A 17,751-nucleotide genomic window follows, 5' to 3' on the forward strand; every position below is an offset into this window, starting at 1 on the left:
CGCACGCGGCGTCTCGGACATTTTCCACGGCGAAGGAAAATGTCCGTTCCGATGCGCACTACGTGCGGAGGACCGGGCTTCGCCACAGCCCGCTGGTCGCGGACAGTGTGCCGGCGCCTGCCGCTCCTTTCGCGTCCGCCGGAGGGGCGCCCACCCGCACGCGCGGCAACGCCCCGGAGGGGATCGCCGTTCCCTCCGGGGCGTTTGATCAGTCCGTTTCCAGATACCGCTCGATGGCGCAGGTGAGCCGCTCGTAGCAGGCGGGGGTGTAATGGTCGTAGTCCTGGGGGTCGCCCGCGTCCGCCAGCAGCGCCCGCTGGCCGGCCATGTCCCGCACGATGGCCCAGGCCTGCCCGTCGATGGCGGGCCAGTTGGCCCAGAACAGGCTCTGGCGCTCCGCCTCCTGCCCCGCCAGCCAGCCCTCCAGATGGGCGGCCATGGCGTCGATGGAACTGTCCCGGGCGTTCGCCTCGGCCCAGTTCAGCAGTTCCGCCGCCGCGATGGCGGTCTTCAGGCTCACCCCCGCCTCCCCCTCGCCGAAGGAGACGCAGTTTTCCAGCGCCGCCGTCAGCGCCTCGGGGGCCTGCACCGGATCCGGCTGGGGCAGCCCCGCCGCCTGGCGGGCGGAGGGGTCGCCCTCCGAGGCAGGGGGCAGCGAGTCCGCCCCGGCCGAGGCGGCGGGGGAGGGCAGCGGCGCCGCCGAAGCGCCCGGCCCGCCCCCGGTGGGGGGCGCCGCCTCCGGCACCGTGCAGGCCGCCAGCATCAAAAATGCCGCGCACACCATCAGCCAGACCTGTTTCATACCACTGCCTCCCTCCGCGCAGTTTCCCGCAGTTTATTCTATGGTTAGTATATGGCGGATCAGGCGGAAAATACACACGCCGGCGGCAAAGCCCAGGGCCAGCAGCCCCGCCGTGCGGACAAAATGCCCCTTCTTCTCCATAAAACGGCCTCCTTTCCCGCCCCGCCGCCCCCGCCGTTGACGGGGGACGAGCCGGGCCGTATAATGAAAGAAAAATCCCGCGCGGCGCGCTCTTCCCCGAAGGGAGAGGTGCGCCCGCGCCCCGAAAACGAGGTGCCCATACACTATGAACGACGTTGCCCTGCTCTTTGACTTCATCCGCCGCAGCCCGAGCCCCTGGCACGCGGTGCGCGCCGCCGCCGAGGCCCTGGAGGAGGCCGGCTTTGCCCGCCTGGAGGAGCGGGAAAGCTGGGCCCTCGCCCCCGGCGGCAAATATTACACCGTGCGGGAGGGCTCCAGCCTCATCGCCTGGCGGCAGCCCGCCGCCCCCGCCGCCGGCTGGCGCATCGCCGCCGCCCACTCCGACAGCCCCGCCTTCAAGGTGAAGGGCGCGGCGGCCAAAAACGGCTGTACCCTGCTGCTCACCGAGGGCTACGGCGGCATGATCCGGGCCTCCTGGCTGGACCGGCCCTTAGGCTTGGCCGGCCGGGTGCTGGTGCGCACCGACACCGGGGTGGAAAGCCGCCTGGTGGCCCCCGACCGGGACCTGGCGGTGATGCCTCACCCGGCCATCCACCTGGACCGGGCCATCAACGACGGCCACAAATACGACCCCAAGGCGGACATGCAGGCCCTTTTCGCCCCCGGCGAAGCGGCGGGCGGCTATGAGGAGCTGCTGGCCGCCGAGGCGGGCTGCGCCGCCGGCGATATCCTGGGGGCGGACATGCTGCTCTACTGCCGCCAGCCCGGCGTGACCGCCGGCCCGGCGGGGGAACTGATCCTCTGCCCCCGGCTGGACGACCTGGCCTGCGCCTGGGCCACCCTGCGGGGCTTCCTGGAGGCGCCCGCGGCCGACGAGGGCGCGGTGTGGTGCCTCTTCGACAGCGAGGAGGTGGGCAGCGGCACCCGGCAGGGGGCGCTGGGCACCTTTTTGCCCGACGTGCTGGCCGCCGCCGGCGAGGCCCTGGGCGAGACGGAGGACCAACGCCGGCAAGCCATCGCCAAAAGCCTCGCCCTCAGCGCCGACAACGGCCACGCCATCCACCCCAACTTCGCTTCCTATGCCGACGGGGACTTCCCGGTGCGGCTGGGGGGCGGCGTGGTGCTGAAGTTCAACGCCAACCAGAAATACACCACCACCGGCCTCACTGCCGCTTTGTTCCGGGCGGTGTGTGAAGACGCGGGGGTGCCGGTGCAGACCTACTACAACCGGCCGGACATGCCCGGCGGCAGCACCCTGGGCAATCTGTTGGGCACCCGGGTGCCCCTGCCCATGGCGGACATCGGCCTGCCCCAGCTGGCCATGCACTCCTGCGTGGAGACCGCCGCCGCGTCGGACGTGGCCGCCCTGCACAAGGCCTGCGCCGCCTGGTACGCGGCGAAACTGACCCCGGCGGAAAACGGCTGGGCCATCGGCTGATGGCGGGGCAAAGGCCGGTCACCGGGCGCTTCGCCCCCAGCCCCTCGGGCCGGATGCACCTGGGCAACCTTTTGTGCAGCCTGCTGGCCTGGCTCTCCGCCAGGCACGCCGGCGGGCGGGTGGTGCTGCGCATCGAGGACCTGGACGCCGAGCGCTGCCCCCGCAAATTCGCCGATCTTTTGGAGGCCGACCTGCGCTGGCTGGGCCTTTTCTGGGACGAGGGCGGCAGCGGCGGCGGCCCCCGCGGTCCCTATTACCAGAGCGAGCGGTCGGCCGTCTACGAAGAATACTTTGAAAAACTCAAGGGGATGGGCCTTGTCTATCCCTGCTTTTGCAGCCGCAGCCAGCTGCACGCCGCCAGCGCCCCCCACCGGTCGGACGGCACCCCCGTCTATTCCGGCGCCTGCCGGGGCCTCTCGGCCCAGGAGGTGCGCCGCCGCGCGGCCCTTCGCCCGCCGGCCTGGCGGCTGCGGGTGGCGCCGGAGACGGTGGCCTTCACCGACGGCCACCTGGGCCGGTACGGGGAATACCTGCCCGATGACTGCGGCGACTTTGTGGTGCGCCGGGGGGACGGGGTGTTCGCCTACCAGCTGGCGGTGGTGGTGGACGACGCGCTGATGGGCGTCACCCAGGTGGTGCGGGGGGCGGACCTGCTCCAGTCCACCCCGCGGCAGCTCTACCTATATAAACTGCTGGGCCTGCCCGCCCCGGAATTCTACCACCTGCCCCTGCTGCTGGCCCCGGACGGGCGGCGGCTGTCCAAGCGGGACGGGGACGTGAGCCTGGAGACGCTGCAGCGCCGCTTTTCCCCCGAGGAGGTGGTGGGGCGGCTGGCCTTCGCGGCGGGCCTTTTAAAAACGCCCGCGCCGGTGGCGGCGGCGGACCTGGTAAAAGTTTTTTCCTGGGAAAAGGTGCCGAAAGAGGACATCCTGCTGCCCCGGGGCCTGTTTGACTGAACGGGGAGGGAAAAGACATGAAAAAGAGGTTTGCGGCGGCGCTGGCCGCCCTGCTGGCGCTGGGGGCGCTGGCCGGCTGCGGACGGAAGGTGCCCCCAGCCGCCCCGGTGACCCTGGCGGTGGCCAGCGACCTGCACTATGTGGGCGAGGCCATCGAGGACGGGGGCGAACTGTTCACCCGGGTGGTGAAGGAGGGGGACGGCCGCCAGCTGGACTACATCCGCCCCATCACCGACGCCTTTCTGGCCCAGGTGGTGCAGGACAAGCCCGACGCCCTCATCCTCACCGGCGATCTGAGTTTCAACGGCGAAAAGGCCAGCCACGAGGAACTGGCGGCCAAGCTGGACCAGGTGGTCCAGGCGGGGGTGCCGGTGTTCGTGCTGCCGGGCAACCACGACGTGAACAACTACGCCGCCTCCACCTACCTGGGCGGCGAGCGGGCGTCCACCGACTTCGTGACGCCGGAAGAGTTCGAGGAAATTTATAAAAACTGCGGTTTTGCCGCCGCCGACAGCCGGGACTCCGCCAGCATGAGTTATATGGTGAAGCTGAACGGTGGCGTGTGGCTTTTTATGCTGGACACCCAGCCCTACTATCTCAATGAGCCGGGCTTTCCCTATACGGTGGGCGGCGTGGTGCAGGACGGCACCTGGACCTGGCTGGAAAAGCAGCTGAAGAAATGCGCCGCCGCCGGGGCGGTGCCCCTGGCGGCGATGCATCAGAACCTGGCGGTGCACAGCCAGCGGTTCACCACCGGCTACCGCCTCTACGACGCCGACCGGCTGGCGCAGCTGCTGGCCGACTACGGCGGGCAGCTGGCCTTTTCCGGCCATCTGCACCCCCAGCACATCGCCTCGTGGCAGGGCGAGGGGGGAGAACAGGTGTGGGACGTGGCCTCCGGCAGCCTTGCGGTGTGGCCCTATCTCTCGGGGCGGGTGACCATCGACCCCGACGGCGCGGGCCATGCCTCCTGGGACTATGAGGCAGCGCCCACCGACGTGACCGCCTGGGCCGCCGCCACCGGCCAGACCGACCCGGTGTTCGCGGATTTCTCCGCCTTCGGCCGGGCGCAGTTCGCCATAAACTCCACCAGCCGCAGCGCGGACAGGCTCGCGGAGGCCCTGGGCGAGGAGGACGCCGCCGCCTACCGCCGGGTGATGGGGGAAGTGAACGTGCTCTATTTCGCCGGCGCCCTTACCCGCCAGGCGGCCGACGAGTTGAAGGCCTCCCCCGAATGGGCGGTGGTGGAGCGGGCAAAGAACAGGGGTGTGGACACCAGCTACATCCTCTCGGTGGTGAACGAGGCGGAGGGCAGCCAGTGCAGCCTTCACATCGACCCCGCCGCATAACAAAAAACAGCGCCGCTTCGGCCGACGGGCCGGCGGGGCAGGGGAGAACCCCTCTTGCCCCGCCGGCCCTTTTGCGCGCTGGCCCCGCCCGGCAGCGCGGGGCGCAAACCGGGTATGAGAATATTTCATACTTTGCACAGCGGGCATTTGATGGTAGCCTAAGGATAGAAAATGACGCGCCGCGCCGCGGGTGTCCGCGCCGCGCTATCTTTGCAAAAGGAGGAAGAAAACCCGCTATGTTCAGTTCGAAAAAGAAAACCGGCTTTTCCAAGTTCGTAGCGTCCATTCCCAACTGGGTCTGGCTCATCATTTCGCTGGTCACGGCGCTGCTGCTCTGGGTCGTGATCTCCCACACCAAAAAGGGCGGCGTCGTGTTCGCCACTCCCCCCGAGGTGCTGGAGAGCCTCATCAAGCAGGCGTCCAGCGGCCTGCTGTGGGATCACGTCAGCCACAGCCTTTTCCGCGTGATCGCGGGCTTCAGCCTGGCCTTCGTGGCGGCCATCCCCGTCTCCTTCCTGATGGGCTGGTACGCCCCCTTCCGGCATGTGGTGGAGCCCTGGATCCAGTTCGTGCGCAACATCCCGCCCCTGGCCTACATCCCCCTGATCATCGTGGGCGCCGGCGTGGGCGAGCCCTCCAAGGTCATCGTGATCTTCATCGCCTGCTTCCTGGTGCTGGTGGTCACCATCTACCAGGGCGTGTGCAACGTGGACGTCACCCTCATCAAGGCCGCCCGCATCCTGGGCGCGTCCGACCGTGACATCTTCTTCCGGGTGGTCATCCCCGCCTCCACCCCCTTCATCCTCACCGGCGCCCGGCTGGGCCTGTCCGCCGCGCTGACCACCCTGGTGGCCGCCGAGCTCACCGGCGCATCCGAGGGCCTGGGCATGATGATCCAGAAGGCCAGCGGCTACTACGACATGGGCACCGTGCTCATGGGCATCATCGTTATCGGCATCATCGGCATCTCCATGGAGAAGCTGGTGCGGTTCTTAGAGAGGAGGCTCACAGGATGGCAGGAAACAGTGCAGCAGTAAAGGTCAAGATCGACAACGTCGTCAAGAAGTTCAACGGCCGCACCGGCGAGATGATCGCCCTGAACGGCGTCACCCTGGACATCCACGAAAATGAGTTCATCACGGTGGTGGGCCCCTCCGGCTGCGGCAAGTCCACCATCCTGAACATCATCGCCGGCCTGCTGGAGCCCACCAGCGGCAACGTCTATGTGGACGGCAAGAAGGTGGAGGGCCCCGGCCCCGAGCGCGGCGTGGTGTTCCAGCAGTACGCCCTGTTCCCCTGGCTCACCGTGCGCAAGAACGTGAAGTTCGCCCTGGCCATGCGGGGCATCAAGGGCCCCGAGGCGGACGCCATCGTGGACAAGTACTTAAAGATGGTGGACCTGGAGAAGTTCGCCAACCACTACCCGAAGGAGCTGTCCGGCGGCATGAAGCAGCGTGTGGCCATCGCCCGCGCCTACGCCGCCGAGCCGGAGGTGCTGCTGATGGACGAACCCTTCGGCGCACTGGACGCCCAGACCCGCACCCAGCTGCAGACCGAGCTGCTCAACACCTGGCAGACCGAGCGCAAGACCTGCTTCTTCATCACGCACGATGTGGACGAGGCCATCATCCTGGGGCAGAAGGTGGTCATTATGAGCGCCCGCCCCGGCCGCATCAAGGAGATCGTGGACATCGACATCCCCTATCCCCGCGACCAGGAGACCAAGATGAGCCCCCGCTTCCTGGAGCTGAAGAACTACATCTGGAGCCAGGTGTACCAGGAGTATCTGGAAGTGCGCAAATAAGCGCGGCATCCGCGAAACACGCCCCCGGGCCCCGCGGCCCGGGGGCGTTTCGCGCGCCGCCGGCCCGTTACAGCGGGGTTACAAATGAAAGGCGGGGCGGGAAGATCCCCCGGCAGAACCCACAAGGGCGGCCGGGACGCATTGGGCGAAAAGCCCAAAAAGTTTCCGGAAAAGTATGAGAATATTTCATACTTTTCAAGGCCCCTGTCTTCGCGTATACTGGAGACAGTCAAAGCCGGGGGAGAAGCGTTCCCCCGCCGCAACAGCGGGGTGGCGTCCACCCCGCAGGTCCATACAAATTGGAGGAAAGAACATATGAAAAAACTCGTCAGCTTTGTGCTGGCCGGCGCCCTGGCCCTGAGCCTGGCCGCCTGCGGCAGCACCCCCAGCAGCACCCCCGCTTCCACTCCGGCCTCCGAACCCGCCTCCGCGTCCGCCCCGGCTTCCGAGCCCGCCGAGCAGTTCGAGACCGTGGACCTGCGGGTGGCTTACATGCCCAACATGGGTTCCAACAGCCTGCTGGCCACCGCCATCAACATGGGCTACTTTGAGGAGATGGGCCTGAACGTCACCCTCACCGAGTTCCAGGGCGGCCCCCAGGAGATCGCCGCCATGGCTTCCGGCGACATCGACATCTCCCAGATCGGTCACGGCGCTCATGCCCTGTGCATCGAGGGTCAGGCCAAGATCTTCCATCTGGACTGCACCAGTCTGGCTGACGCCGTGGTGGCCAACACCGAGAAGGGCATCAACTCCATCGCCGACCTGAAGGGCAAGACCATCGCGGTGTCCAGCGGCACCTCCGCCGAGATCATCCTGAACCTGGCCCTGTCTTCCGCCGGCCTGACCCAGGACGACGTGACCCTGGTGGAGATGGACGCCAACGGCATGGTGAGCGCCATGGTGAGCGGCGGCGTGGATGCCTGCGCCACCTGGAGCCCCAGCACCCTGACCATCGCCAACGCGCTGGGCGACAAGGCCCTGACCCTGGCCACCAACAACGACTACGTTGATCAGGTCACCTTCCCCTCCAGCTTCATCACCACCGAGGAGTTCGCCAATGCCAACCACGACGTGCTGGTGCGCTTCAGCCGCGCGCTGCTGAAGGCCCAGGATTACCGTGCCGCCAACATCGAAGAGGTGGCCAAGTGGGTGGCCAAGCAGTGCAAGGCCGACGAGCAGACCATGCTGGACTGCGTGGGCGAGGGCAACTGGCTCACCGGTGAGTTCATCGCCCAGGGCCTGAAGGACGGCACCGTCAAGAACTACTACCAGAACCAGCAGAAGGTGTTCATCGACGCCGGCCGCATCACCGAGGAAGTGCCTGTGGAGGATTACATCCTGTTCGACGTCATGCAGGAGGCTGTGGACGCCACCTACGGCGCCTGATCTTCCCACAACCGCATAAAAAGCACACAGGGGGCATAAAGGCTGCTTTATGCCCCCCTTTTTTGCGCCGCCAAACAAAAATGCCCCGGCGGCGGGCGAATGTGCTATAATGGTGATAAAAGGGGAAAAGGAGGGGGCGCCCATGCTGGTGCTGGTGCTGGTGCTGATGGCCCTGGCCACGGTGGCGGTGGCCGCCAACCGGCGGGACGTGCTGTCCTTTTACCTGTGCGGGCTGAGCGCCAGCTTTGTGGTGATGATGTGCGGGGTGGTCACCTATGTGGCCAAGATGGGCGGCTACAACACCGCCCAGCGTCTGTTCCTCTTCCTCTCGCCCCACCTGCAGCTGTGGCTGCAGGGGCTGCCCGTGCCCCTGGGCACCCTGGGCTACATGGTGGCCCTGGGGCGCAGCCTGTTCCCCTATTTCCTCTTGTGTCTGGGCATCTACCACTCCAACCTCCATTGGGTGCGCCGCCGTGAGACCGTTCTGCGGGCGCTGCACCTGCTGGGCACCGCCGCCCTGCTGGTCTACTACTGGCCGCCGGTGTTCCGCTGGGTGGTGGGGGGCCGCTTCTGGATGCTGGTGCTCATGCGGCGGGTCTGCCTGTGGTGGATCGCCGCCAGCGTGCTGGCCGCCGTGGCCCTGCTGCTGCAGGATTACTTCGCCACCACCTCCCCCTACTTCAAGCGCAGCAGCCGGCTGGTGGTGCTGGCGCTGGTGAGCATCACCGTGCTCTACGGCATGTACGCCATCCAGGACCCCGGCCAGATCTACAACTTCTACGTCTCGGAATACATCCGCCTGGGCTCGCTGAACTACCTGCGCACCGCCCTTTCCAGCGGCTGGAGCTGGCTGCCCCTGGCGGCCTGCACCGTCTTCTTCGTGGTGCTGGGCACCTTCAACATGATCCATTACAGCCGCCTGAGCCAGTCGGAGGCCCAGGAGGACACCCGCCTCCGGCGCAAGTTCGACACCGCCTCCATGGGGGCGTCGGTGTTCGTGCACAGCATCAAAAACCAGCTGCTGGCCGCCCGGGTGGCCCACAAAAAGCTGCAGCAGGAACTGGAGAACCCCGAGCCCGATCTGGAAAAAGTGCGGGCCTGGGCCAAATGCCTGCGGGAGATGAACGCCTCCATGCTGGAGCGGATGGAGGAACTCTATCGCTCCATCAAGGTCAGCTACATCGCCCTGGTGCCGGTGGACAGCGGCGAGATCGTGGCGTCGGCCCTGGAGCGGCTGGCCCAGAAATACCCCGACGCGAAGGTGCAGGCGCACCAGAGCGTGCACGCGCTGGTGCTGGCCGACCGCACCCACATGGCCGAGGCGCTGTATAACCTGCTCACCAACGCCTGGGAGGCGGCGTCGGCCACCGGCGCGCCGAGGGTGGAGCTGCTGGTGCAGCCCGAGCGGCTGTGGCTGGACTTCATCGTGCGGGACAACGGCCCCGGCATCTCCCGCGCGGAACAAAAAAAGATCTTCGACCCCTTCTACACCAGCCGCAACACCAACACCAACTGGGGCATGGGCCTTTACTATGTGCGCCAGATCGTGAAAAGCCACCTGGGCCACCTGCAGATCAAAAGCAGCGAGGGCAGGGGCAGCACCTTCACCGTGATGCTGCCCCGCTATGTGCCCGGGCGGCAAAAGCGGACAAAGGAGGGGCGGGAAGAACCATGATCACCATTCTCATTGCCGACGATTTCGACCTGCTGCGGCAGGACCTGTCCGAGCTGCTCAACGCCCAGCCGGACATGAAGGTGGTGGGCCAGGCGTCCACCGGCGCCGCCATCGTGGAACTGGCCAAAAACGTCAAGAGCGACATGATCCTGATGGACATCGAGATGGAGAACGTCTCCGCCGGCATCCAGGCCGCCGAGGCCATCCACGACGCCGACCCCGACCGGCTCATCCTCTATCTCACCGCCCACGACACCGACCGCATGATCCTCACCGCCATGGGCACCGGCGCGGTGGACTACATCGTCAAGGGCGCCTCCGACGAGGAGGTGCTGGCCCACATCCGGGCCGCGGCGGGCGGCAACCCCATGCTGAGCGCCCGCATCCAGTCCACCGTCATCCGGGAGTACAACCGCCTGCGCCGCTCGGAGCAGAGCCTGCTGTTCTTCATCAACAACGTCTCCCAGCTCACAAGCACCGAGCGGGAGCTGGTGCGCCTGCTTTTGCAGGACAAAAAGGTCAAGGAGATCGCCGCCATCCGCTGTGTGGAGGTGGTGACCGTCAAGACCCAGATCAAGGGCCTGTTGCACAAGTTCGGCTGCACCCGCACCAAGGAGATCGTGGAGATGATCCGCCAGCTGAACATATCCCACCTGTTTTAACGCCGGGGCGCGCCGCGCCCTGTTCCAAAGAGAAAGGAGAACCGTCATGTACGAATACTTCCACATCAGCGCCGAGGACCTGGGCAAAGACGCCAGGATCCCCCTTCTCAAGCTGGGCGATTCCGGCGAGGTCTTTTATGAGATCGCCATGGAGATGGTGAACACCATCAAAGAGAACAACGCCGCCGGCAAACACACCGTCTTCATCTGCCCGGTGGGCCCCGTGGGCCAGTACCCCATCTTTGTGCGGCTGGTCAACCGGGACCGCATCAGCCTGAAAAACTGCTGGTTCATCAACATGGACGAGTACCTCACCGACGAGGGCGAGTGGGTGGACAAGAGCCACCCGTTGAGCTTCCGCGGCTTCATGGACCGCACCGTCTACACCAAGATCGACCCCGAACTGCTGATGCCGGAGAGCCAGCGCATCTTCCCCGACCCCCACGACCCCGAGAACATCCAGCGGGTGATCGAGCGCCTTGGCGGCGTGGACGTGGCCTTCGGCGGCATCGGCATCAACGGGCACCTGGCCTTCAACGAGGCCCAGGATGAACTGACCCCCGAACAGTTCGCCGAGCTGCCCACCCGGGTGCTCACCATCAGCCGGGAGACCCGCACCACCAACGCCATCGGCGACTACAACGGCGCCATCGACGCCATGCCCCGCAAGTGCGTGACCATCGGCATGAAGCAGATCCTGGCGGCCAAAAAGATCCGCCTGGGCGTCTTCCGCGACTGGCACCGCGCCGTGGTGCGCCAGGCGGCCTACGGCGAGGTGACGGCCCACTTCCCGGCCACCCTGGTGCAGCGCCACCCCGACGCCATGATCATCGTCAACGCCAACGCCGCGCAGCAGCCGTTCTAAAGCGGGGCAGGGAAGGGAAACGAATATGGAACAGCTTGTCATCACCAACGCCCGGGTCTACACCGGCCACCGGTTCACCCCCCGGGAGATCTTTGTGGAAAAGGGCCGCGTCGCCCAGCTGGCAAAGCGGGTGGACGCCCCGGAAGACTGCCCCCGGCTGGACCTTGGAGGCCGGCGGCTGGCCCCCGGCTTTCTGGACATCCACACCCACGGCGGCGCCGGGGTGGACGTGAACGCCGCCACCGCCGCCCAGCTGAACGGCACCATCGGCCGCTTCTTCGCCAGCCAGGGCACCACCGGCTGGCTGTGCAGCGTGCTCACCGACACCCCCGAGCAGACCCTCTGGTGCATCGACCAGGCCAAGGCCGCCATGAAGGAGCAGGGCGACTGGGCGCAGCTGCTGGGCGTGCATCTGGAGGGGCCCTTCCTGGCCAGCCAGTACAAGGGCGCCATGCCCGAGCACCTGCTGCAGAAGGGCTCGGCGCAGCTGTTTGAGAAGTACGAGGCCGCCGCCGAGGGGGCCATCAAGTACATGACCGTCAGCCCCGAGGTGGAGGGCGTGCCCGAGATGATCCGGGCCATCGCCGGCCGGGTGAAGGTGGCCATCGGCCACTCCGGCGCCGACTACGACACCGCCATGGAGTGTATCGAGAACGGCGCGGTGAGCGCCACCCACACCTTCAACGCCATGCGGCTGTTCCACCAGCACCAGCCGGCCATCATGGGCGCGGTGCTGGAGAGCGACGTGTACTGCGAGGCCATCTGCGACGGGCGGCACCTGCACCCCGGCAGCGTGCGGATGCTGCTCAAGTGCAAGGGCTGCGGCCGGGTGGTGGCCGTCACCGACAGCATCATGGCCGCCGGCCTGCCGGACGGCAACTACAAGCTGGGGGTGAACGACGTGGTGGTGGAGGACGGCGACGCGAAGCTCGCTTCCGACGGCACCCGCGCCGGCAGCACCCTCACCACCGGCCAGGCGCTGAAGAACCTGGTGAAGTTCACCGGCGAGGGGCCGGAGACGGTGCTGCCCCTGCTCACCGAAAACCCCGCCGATCTGTTGGGTATGTCCCGCAAAGGCCGCATCGCCCCGGGCTGCGACGCCGACTTTGTGGTGCTGGACGACGACCTGTCCGTACTGCGCACCATCGTGGGCGGGCGCACGGTCTACACCGCCCGATGAGCGCGGCGATGACGCTGGTGCTGGTGGCGCTGATCTCGGTGGCGGGCAGCTTTGTGCAGGCCTCCACCGGCTTTGGCTACGCCGTCACCGTGATGGCCCTCTGGCCGCTGTTCCTGCCCTACAAGACCGCCCTGGTGGTGGAACTGGCGGCGGCGCTGGTGCTCTGCGTGGTGATCGCCGCGCGCTACTGGCGCTTTGTGAACTGGCGGCAGCTGCTGGTGCCCGGCTCCGTGGCCCTGGTCACCAACTGGCTGGGCCTGCAGATCATGTCCGGCACCTCCGACACGGTGCTGCGCCGGCTGCTGGGCGGCGCGCTGATGGTGCTGGCGGTCTACTTCCTCGCCTTTTCCGAAAAGCTGAAGATCCGGCCCACCGTGGCCGCCGGCCTCATCACCGGGGCGGTGGCGGGCCTGTCCGCCGGGATGTTCAGCATCGGCGGGCCGCCCATCGTCATCTACTACCTGGCCGCCTTCAAGGACAAGCGGGAGTACACCGCCACCACCCAGATGTTCTTCATCCTCATCAGCGTGTGGCTGCTGGTGATGCATGTGTTCATGGGCAACGTGAACGCCCAGGTCATCGCCTGCAGCGGCGCCGCCCTGGCGGGGCTGGGCATCGGCACGGCGGCGGGCCTGGCGGTGTTCAAGACCCTGCCCATGAAGCGCATCAAGCTGCTGGTGTACCTGTTCATGCTGGTGATGGGCCTGTACATCCTCATCGTTGGCTGAAAGCCGGCGGCAAAGCCTGCCCCTTTCCCCCGCGGCGTGCCGCGGGGGATTTTTCCCGTTTTGCGAGTATGAGGCTTTTTCATACTCGCAATTGTGCCGCCGCTGCCGTATAATGGAAACTGGACGAGATTGTGGCCGCGGCGCGCCGCGGCCCGCGAAATAAGGGAGGGACGTGTATGAATCTGAATCTGGACGTCGATCTTGCCCGCCGCATGACCGAGCCCGGCGACGTGGACGCGGCGCTGGAGAGCGCGAAGGCGGAGTATCGCCGGCTGGCCGCCCTGGGCCCCGACGACGGCGACTGGCCGGTCACCGGCTGGTTCCACTGCGCCGAGGCCGCCTGCCAGCTGGACCTCATCAAGGAAAAGGCCGCCGAGATCCGCCAAAACGCCGAGGTGTTCGTGCTGGTGGGGGTGGGCGGCTCCAACCAGGCCGCCCGGGCCATGATCGAGGCCATCCAAAAACCCGGCGGCCCCCGGATCGTCTACGCGGGCAACACCCTGTCGGCCTGCGAGGTGGCCCGGGTGCTGCAGGCCATCGAGGGCAAAAGCGTCTACATCGACGTGATCGCCAAGAACTTTGAGACCCTGGAGCCGGGCAGCCACTACCGGGTGCTGCGGGCGGCCATGGAAAAGCGCTACTCCAAAGAGGAGATGGCCAAACGGGTGATCCTCACCGGCACGGTGGGCTCCCGCCTGGAGGAGATCGCCAAAGAGAACGGCTGCACCTTCCTCCACTTCCCCCTGCGGGTGGGCGGGCGCTACTCCGCCTTCACCCCGGTGGCGCTGCTGCCGCTGGCGGTGGCGGGCCTGGACGTGGACGCCTATCTGGAGGGCGGCCGCGCCATGGAGCAGCTGCTGGCAAAAACCGAGGGCGGCATCGCCGCCGAGTACGCCGCGGTGCGCCACGCCCTCTGGCTGCGGGGCTTCCGGGTGGAGATGCTCACCGCCTTCGAGCCGCGGCTGTTCCGGGCCGAGCAGTGGTGGAAGCAGCTCTTCGGCGAGAGCGAGGGCAAGGACAAGAAAGGCATGCTGCCCGCCTCCATGATCAACTCCGAGGACCTGCACAGCATGGGCCAGTACATGCAGGACGGCCTGCGCATCCTCACCGAGACCTTCCTGTCGGTGGACGATCCGGGCGCCTCGGTGGTCATCGAGCCGGACCCCGATTTCAAGGACGGCTTCGACTACCTGGACGGCATGGACTTCGCCAACATCAACCGGGCGGCGGAGAAGGCCACCCTGCACGCCCACGCCGCCGGCGGGGTGCCCTGCGTGGTGCTGCGGCTGCCCCGCATCGACGAGCGCACCTTCGGCCTTGTGTACTACTTCTTCATGGTGGCCTGCGCCCTCAGCGGCCGGCTGCTGGGGGTAAACCCCTTCGACCAGGAGGGCGTGGAGGAGTATAAGCGCAGCATGTTCGCGGCCCTGGGCAAGGGCGGGGTCAAGGGCAGATGAACCCCCTGGCCCGCCGGCCCTTCCGCCTGGCCGCCAACCGGGTGAACTACCTTTTGCCCGGCGGGGAAATGATCGACGAGTTCCTGGGCCTTCCCCGGGGGTCCGCGCCGGGGGCCAGCCAGATGTGGGTGGCCAGCACGGTGCAGTCCACCCTGCCCGGCGCGGCGGACAGCCGCTCGTACATATTGCCCGCCGACGGCGGCGGCTGCCTGGCCGAAGCGCTGCAAAGGGACCCGGCGGCCTTTCTGGGGCAAAAACACGCCGCGGCCTTCGGGGCCGACCCCGGCTTTCTGCTAAAACTGCTCCACTCCAGCCAGCGGCTGCTGGTGCAGGCCCACCCGGACAGGGCCAGGGCCGAAAAATACTTCCATTGGCCCCACGGCAAGACCGAGGCCTGGTATGTGCTGGCCACCGAGGGCGAGGCGTACGTCTGGGCGGGCTTTCGCCCCGGCGTGACCCGGGAGGCGTTCGCCGCCCTCATCGAAAAACAGGACACGGCGGCCATCCTGGGCTGCCTCCACCGCTTTTCCATCGCCCCCGGCGATGTCATTTTCATCCCGGCGGGCCTGCCTCACGCCATGGGGGCGAACAGCCTGGTGGCGGAGATACAGGAGCCCACCGACATCACCCTGCGGGCGGAGTATATCCGCCCGGACGGCAGCCGCCTGCCCCCCGAGAGCCTCCACGGCGGCGCGGGGATGGACGCCCTGCTGGACTGCTTCGATTTTTCCTGTGCCGCCCCCCGGGAGGCGGTGCGGGAGAGATACTTCCTGCGGCCCGAACGCCGGGCCGTGCCCGGCGGGGTGGAGACCACCCTCGTCGGCCCCGCCGCCACTTGCTGCTTCGGCCTTGTGCGGCTGGCCCTCACCGGCCCCTGCCCCCGGCAAAACCCCGCCTTCCGGGTGCTGCTGGTGGAACAGGGCGGGGGAGAACTTTCCGGCGGCGGCGTGACCCTGCCGCTCCACCAGGGCGCCGAGGTGTTCGTGCCCGCCGGGGTGGGGGAGTACACCCTCACGCCAACGGGCAAGGGACTGGCGGTGCTGGAGTGCATCCCCCCCCTCGCCCTGACAAAACACACGCGGAACGCGCCGCCCTGCCGCGGCGCACAGCCACCGCGGGCCCCGCGCCCGCCCGACCAAAAGAAATGAGGTAAAAACTATGCTGGTACCCCTTCGCGCGATCCTGGAAGCCACCGAGAATTATCACTACGCCCAGGGCGCCTTCAACGTGAACGCCGTGGCCCAGGCCCAGGCGGCCATCGAGGTGCACGAGATGTTCCGCTCCGCCGCCATCCTGCAGGGCGCGGACCTGGCCAACGGCTTCATGGGCGGCCGCACCGACTTCATGAACGCCACCCTGGAGGACAAGATCAAGGGCGCGGCCAACATCGGCGCGGCGGTGAAAAAGTACGGCGAGGACAGCCCCATCCCCGTGGCGCTGCACCTGGACCACGGCCGCAATTTTGAAAGCTGCAAGGCGGCCATCGCCGGCGGCTACACCAGCGTGATGATCGACGGCTCCTCCCTGCCCTTTGAGGAGAACATCGAACTCACCCGCGAGGTGGTGAAGTACGCCCACGAGCGGGGCGTTTCCGTGGAGGCCGAGCTGGGCGTGCTGGCGGGCGTGGAGGACCATGTGTTCAGCGCCGGCTCCACCTACACCAACCCCCTGGACGCGGTGGAGTTCATCCGCAAGACCAAGGTGGACGCCCTGGCCATCAGCTACGGCACCATGCACGGCGCCAACAAGGGCAAGGGCGCCAAGCTGCGCAAGGAGATCGCCATCGCCACCAAGGAGTGCCTGCTGCACGAGGGCATCTTCTGCGCCCTGGTGAGCCACGGCTCCTCCACCGTGCCCCAGTACATCGTCAAGGAGATCAACGACCTGGGCGGCGACATCCAGAACGCCTACGGCATCGAGCTGGCCCAGCTGAAGGAGGCGGCCCGCTGCGGCATCGCCAAGATCAACGTGGACACCGACATCCGCCTGGCCGTCACCCGCAACATGAAGGAGCTGTTCGCCAGCCGCCCCGAACTGCGCGAGAGCGCGTCCATCGGCCCCATCTATCAGCTGCTGGAGGCCAACCGCAGCGCCTTCGATCCCCGGGTGTTCCTGCCCCCCATCATGGACACCGTCATGTACGGCACCATCCCCGACGAGGACGTGGCCGCCATTGTGGACTGCATCAAGAAGGGCGTGCGGGAGGTCATCGGCACCCTCATCGTGGAGTTCGGCAGCGTGGGCAAGGCCCCGCTGGTGGAGCGGGTCACCCTGGACGAGATGGCCGAGCGCTACCGCAAGGAAGGCATCTGACCCGGAAGAAGAAAAGGAGCGACGCTGACTATGAAGTACATCTTTCTCAACCTCAAGCGCTTCGACGTGCCGGTGGAGTACGGCGGCGTGAACCGGCTGGCCCCGGTGGCCGGCTGGGCCGAGGCCATCGTCAAGGGCACCCAGGAGGGGCTGAAGAAATACGACCCCGAAAAAGTGGAGTTCGTGCAGTTCTTCCCCGAGGCCCACATCCTGAACGCCGCGGCCGCGCTGTGTGAAAACAGCCCCGTCAAGGTGGGCTGCCAGAGCGTCTTCCGGGAGGACACCGCCGTGGGCGGCAACTTCGGCGCCTTCACCTCCAATCGGCCCGCCTCCATCGCCAAAGCCCTGGGTTGCGGCGGGGTGCTCATCGGCCACTGCGAGGAGCGAAACGACAAAAACGGCATCCTGGCCGAGGCGGGCGTCACCGACACCGCCGCGGTGAACCGGCTGCTGAACCGGGAGATCAAAGCCGCCACCGCCCGGGGGCTGAAAGTCCTCTACTGCATCGGCGAAAAGAGCGAGGAGCAGGACCGCTGGCAGGAAGTGCTGGGCGAGCAGCTGGACGTCGGCCTTGCCGGCGTGGACAAGAGCCAGGTGGTCATCGCCTACGAGCCCATCTGGTCCATCGGCCCCGGCAAGACCCCGGCGGACAAGCCCTACATCCAGAAGATCGCCCGCTTCGTGAAGGAGCGCACCGGCGGCGTGCCGGTGGTCTACGGCGGCGGCCTCAAGAGCGACAACGCCGAGATGCTGGCCTCCATCCCCGAGATCGACGGCGGCCTCATCGCCCTCACCCGTTTTTCCGGCGAGATCGGCTTCTACCCCGACGAGTACCTGGAGATCATCCAAAAGTATCTGGGCGAGTAAGGCCCGGCGAGCGATAAGGAGGAAACGCCAATGAAACTGGATTTTGAGTACGGCCACGGCCTGATGAGCGCCGAACTGCCGGATACCACCGACGTGTTCATCCCCGGCACCACGGTGGCGGACCC

At 67.1% G+C, this 17,751-nt stretch carries 16 protein-coding genes; 15 read left to right on the forward strand and 1 reads right to left on the reverse strand.

Features of this window, described 5'->3' with window-relative positions; all coding sequences use genetic code 11:
* Positions 1 to 208 precede the first annotated feature (208 nt).
* Entirely contained in the window at positions 209 to 802 is a 594-nt protein-coding gene (locus tag ACH2A7_RS11755) for a hypothetical protein (protein WP_394962123.1), read from the reverse strand.
* A 286-nt stretch (positions 803 to 1,088) separates the two neighbouring features.
* Between ACH2A7_RS11755 and ACH2A7_RS11760 the strand changes: the two genes are divergently transcribed.
* The 15 genes from ACH2A7_RS11760 (at position 1,089) to ACH2A7_RS11830 (ending at position 17,626) form a co-directional block, all read left to right on the forward strand.
* Positions 1,089 to 2,381 (forward strand): M18 family aminopeptidase, encoded by a 1,293-nt coding sequence (locus tag ACH2A7_RS11760; protein WP_394962124.1) that lies wholly within the window; start codon positions 1,089 to 1,091, stop codon positions 2,379 to 2,381.
* Positions 2,381 to 3,337 (forward strand): tRNA glutamyl-Q(34) synthetase GluQRS, encoded by a 957-nt coding sequence (gluQRS, locus tag ACH2A7_RS11765; protein ID WP_394962125.1) that lies wholly within the window; start codon positions 2,381 to 2,383, stop codon positions 3,335 to 3,337. The genes ACH2A7_RS11760 and gluQRS overlap by 1 nt, the downstream gene beginning before the upstream one ends.
* Before the next feature lie 17 nt (positions 3,338 to 3,354).
* A complete protein-coding gene (locus tag ACH2A7_RS11770; protein ID WP_394962126.1) occupies positions 3,355 to 4,686 on the forward strand; it encodes a metallophosphoesterase in 1,332 nt (443 codons plus the stop codon).
* Between the two features lie 236 nt (positions 4,687 to 4,922).
* A complete protein-coding gene (locus ACH2A7_RS11775) occupies positions 4,923 to 5,723 on the forward strand; it encodes an ABC transporter permease (protein WP_394962127.1) in 801 nt (266 codons plus the stop codon).
* The gene (locus ACH2A7_RS11780) at positions 5,699 to 6,490 is read left to right on the forward strand and encodes an ABC transporter ATP-binding protein (protein WP_394962128.1); all 792 of its coding nucleotides are present in this window, start codon (positions 5,699 to 5,701) and stop codon (positions 6,488 to 6,490) included. The genes ACH2A7_RS11775 and ACH2A7_RS11780 overlap by 25 nt, the downstream gene beginning before the upstream one ends.
* A 315-nt stretch (positions 6,491 to 6,805) precedes the next feature.
* Entirely contained in the window at positions 6,806 to 7,879 is a 1,074-nt protein-coding gene (locus ACH2A7_RS11785) for an ABC transporter substrate-binding protein (protein ID WP_394962129.1), read from the forward strand.
* Between the two features lie 142 nt (positions 7,880 to 8,021).
* A complete protein-coding gene (locus ACH2A7_RS11790; protein ID WP_394962130.1) occupies positions 8,022 to 9,554 on the forward strand; it encodes a sensor histidine kinase in 1,533 nt (510 codons plus the stop codon).
* Positions 9,551 to 10,216 carry a response regulator gene (locus ACH2A7_RS11795; protein WP_394962131.1) on the forward strand — a complete coding sequence of 222 codons (666 nt, stop codon included), beginning with the start codon at positions 9,551 to 9,553 and terminating at the stop codon, positions 10,214 to 10,216. The genes ACH2A7_RS11790 and ACH2A7_RS11795 overlap by 4 nt, the downstream gene beginning before the upstream one ends.
* Positions 10,217 to 10,262: 46 nt before the next feature.
* Positions 10,263 to 11,081, forward strand: a complete 819-nt coding sequence (locus ACH2A7_RS11800) for a glucosamine-6-phosphate isomerase (protein ID WP_394962132.1) — start codon at positions 10,263 to 10,265, stop codon at positions 11,079 to 11,081.
* 25 nt (positions 11,082 to 11,106) lie between these two features.
* Positions 11,107 to 12,261: an N-acetylglucosamine-6-phosphate deacetylase gene (gene nagA / locus ACH2A7_RS11805; RefSeq protein WP_394962133.1), complete on the forward strand. Its 1,155-nt coding sequence runs from the start codon at positions 11,107 to 11,109 to the stop codon at positions 12,259 to 12,261.
* Positions 12,262 to 12,269: 8 nt separating this feature from the next.
* Entirely contained in the window at positions 12,270 to 12,989 is a 720-nt protein-coding gene (locus ACH2A7_RS11810) for a sulfite exporter TauE/SafE family protein (RefSeq protein ID WP_394962134.1), read from the forward strand.
* A gap of 176 nt (positions 12,990 to 13,165) precedes the next feature.
* The gene (locus ACH2A7_RS11815; RefSeq protein ID WP_394962135.1) at positions 13,166 to 14,446 is read left to right on the forward strand and encodes a glucose-6-phosphate isomerase; all 1,281 of its coding nucleotides are present in this window, start codon (positions 13,166 to 13,168) and stop codon (positions 14,444 to 14,446) included.
* Positions 14,443 to 15,594 (forward strand): class I mannose-6-phosphate isomerase, encoded by a 1,152-nt coding sequence (locus ACH2A7_RS11820; protein ID WP_394962136.1) that lies wholly within the window; start codon positions 14,443 to 14,445, stop codon positions 15,592 to 15,594. The genes ACH2A7_RS11815 and ACH2A7_RS11820 overlap by 4 nt, the downstream gene beginning before the upstream one ends.
* A gap of 10 nt (positions 15,595 to 15,604) precedes the next feature.
* Positions 15,605 to 16,759 (forward strand): ketose-bisphosphate aldolase, encoded by a 1,155-nt coding sequence (locus ACH2A7_RS11825; protein WP_394962137.1) that lies wholly within the window; start codon positions 15,605 to 15,607, stop codon positions 16,757 to 16,759.
* A 30-nt stretch (positions 16,760 to 16,789) separates the two neighbouring features.
* Positions 16,790 to 17,626 (forward strand): triose-phosphate isomerase, encoded by an 837-nt coding sequence (locus ACH2A7_RS11830; protein WP_394962138.1) that lies wholly within the window; start codon positions 16,790 to 16,792, stop codon positions 17,624 to 17,626.
* Positions 17,627 to 17,751 lie beyond the last annotated feature (125 nt).

This window comes from Candidatus Allofournierella merdavium, from assembly GCF_944382735.1.
In the GTDB taxonomy this organism is placed as follows: domain Bacteria; phylum Bacillota; class Clostridia; order Oscillospirales; family Ruminococcaceae; genus Allofournierella_A; species Allofournierella_A merdavium.

Coding starts and splice junctions, on each gene's coding strand:
- ACH2A7_RS11755 (WP_394962123.1), bottom strand. CDS start 802: ATGAAACAGGTCTGGCTGATGGTGTGCGCGGCATTTTTGATGCTGGCG.
- ACH2A7_RS11760 (WP_394962124.1), top strand. CDS start 1,089: ATGAACGACGTTGCCCTGCTCTTTGACTTCATCCGCCGCAGCCCGAGC.
- gluQRS (WP_394962125.1), top strand. CDS start 2,381: ATGGCGGGGCAAAGGCCGGTCACCGGGCGCTTCGCCCCCAGCCCCTCG.
- ACH2A7_RS11770 (WP_394962126.1), top strand. CDS start 3,355: ATGAAAAAGAGGTTTGCGGCGGCGCTGGCCGCCCTGCTGGCGCTGGGG.
- ACH2A7_RS11775 (WP_394962127.1), top strand. CDS start 4,923: ATGTTCAGTTCGAAAAAGAAAACCGGCTTTTCCAAGTTCGTAGCGTCC.
- ACH2A7_RS11780 (WP_394962128.1), top strand. CDS start 5,699: ATGGCAGGAAACAGTGCAGCAGTAAAGGTCAAGATCGACAACGTCGTC.
- ACH2A7_RS11785 (WP_394962129.1), top strand. CDS start 6,806: ATGAAAAAACTCGTCAGCTTTGTGCTGGCCGGCGCCCTGGCCCTGAGC.
- ACH2A7_RS11790 (WP_394962130.1), top strand. CDS start 8,022: ATGCTGGTGCTGGTGCTGGTGCTGATGGCCCTGGCCACGGTGGCGGTG.
- ACH2A7_RS11795 (WP_394962131.1), top strand. CDS start 9,551: ATGATCACCATTCTCATTGCCGACGATTTCGACCTGCTGCGGCAGGAC.
- ACH2A7_RS11800 (WP_394962132.1), top strand. CDS start 10,263: ATGTACGAATACTTCCACATCAGCGCCGAGGACCTGGGCAAAGACGCC.
- nagA (WP_394962133.1), top strand. CDS start 11,107: ATGGAACAGCTTGTCATCACCAACGCCCGGGTCTACACCGGCCACCGG.
- ACH2A7_RS11810 (WP_394962134.1), top strand. CDS start 12,270: ATGACGCTGGTGCTGGTGGCGCTGATCTCGGTGGCGGGCAGCTTTGTG.
- ACH2A7_RS11815 (WP_394962135.1), top strand. CDS start 13,166: ATGAATCTGAATCTGGACGTCGATCTTGCCCGCCGCATGACCGAGCCC.
- ACH2A7_RS11820 (WP_394962136.1), top strand. CDS start 14,443: ATGAACCCCCTGGCCCGCCGGCCCTTCCGCCTGGCCGCCAACCGGGTG.
- ACH2A7_RS11825 (WP_394962137.1), top strand. CDS start 15,605: ATGCTGGTACCCCTTCGCGCGATCCTGGAAGCCACCGAGAATTATCAC.
- ACH2A7_RS11830 (WP_394962138.1), top strand. CDS start 16,790: ATGAAGTACATCTTTCTCAACCTCAAGCGCTTCGACGTGCCGGTGGAG.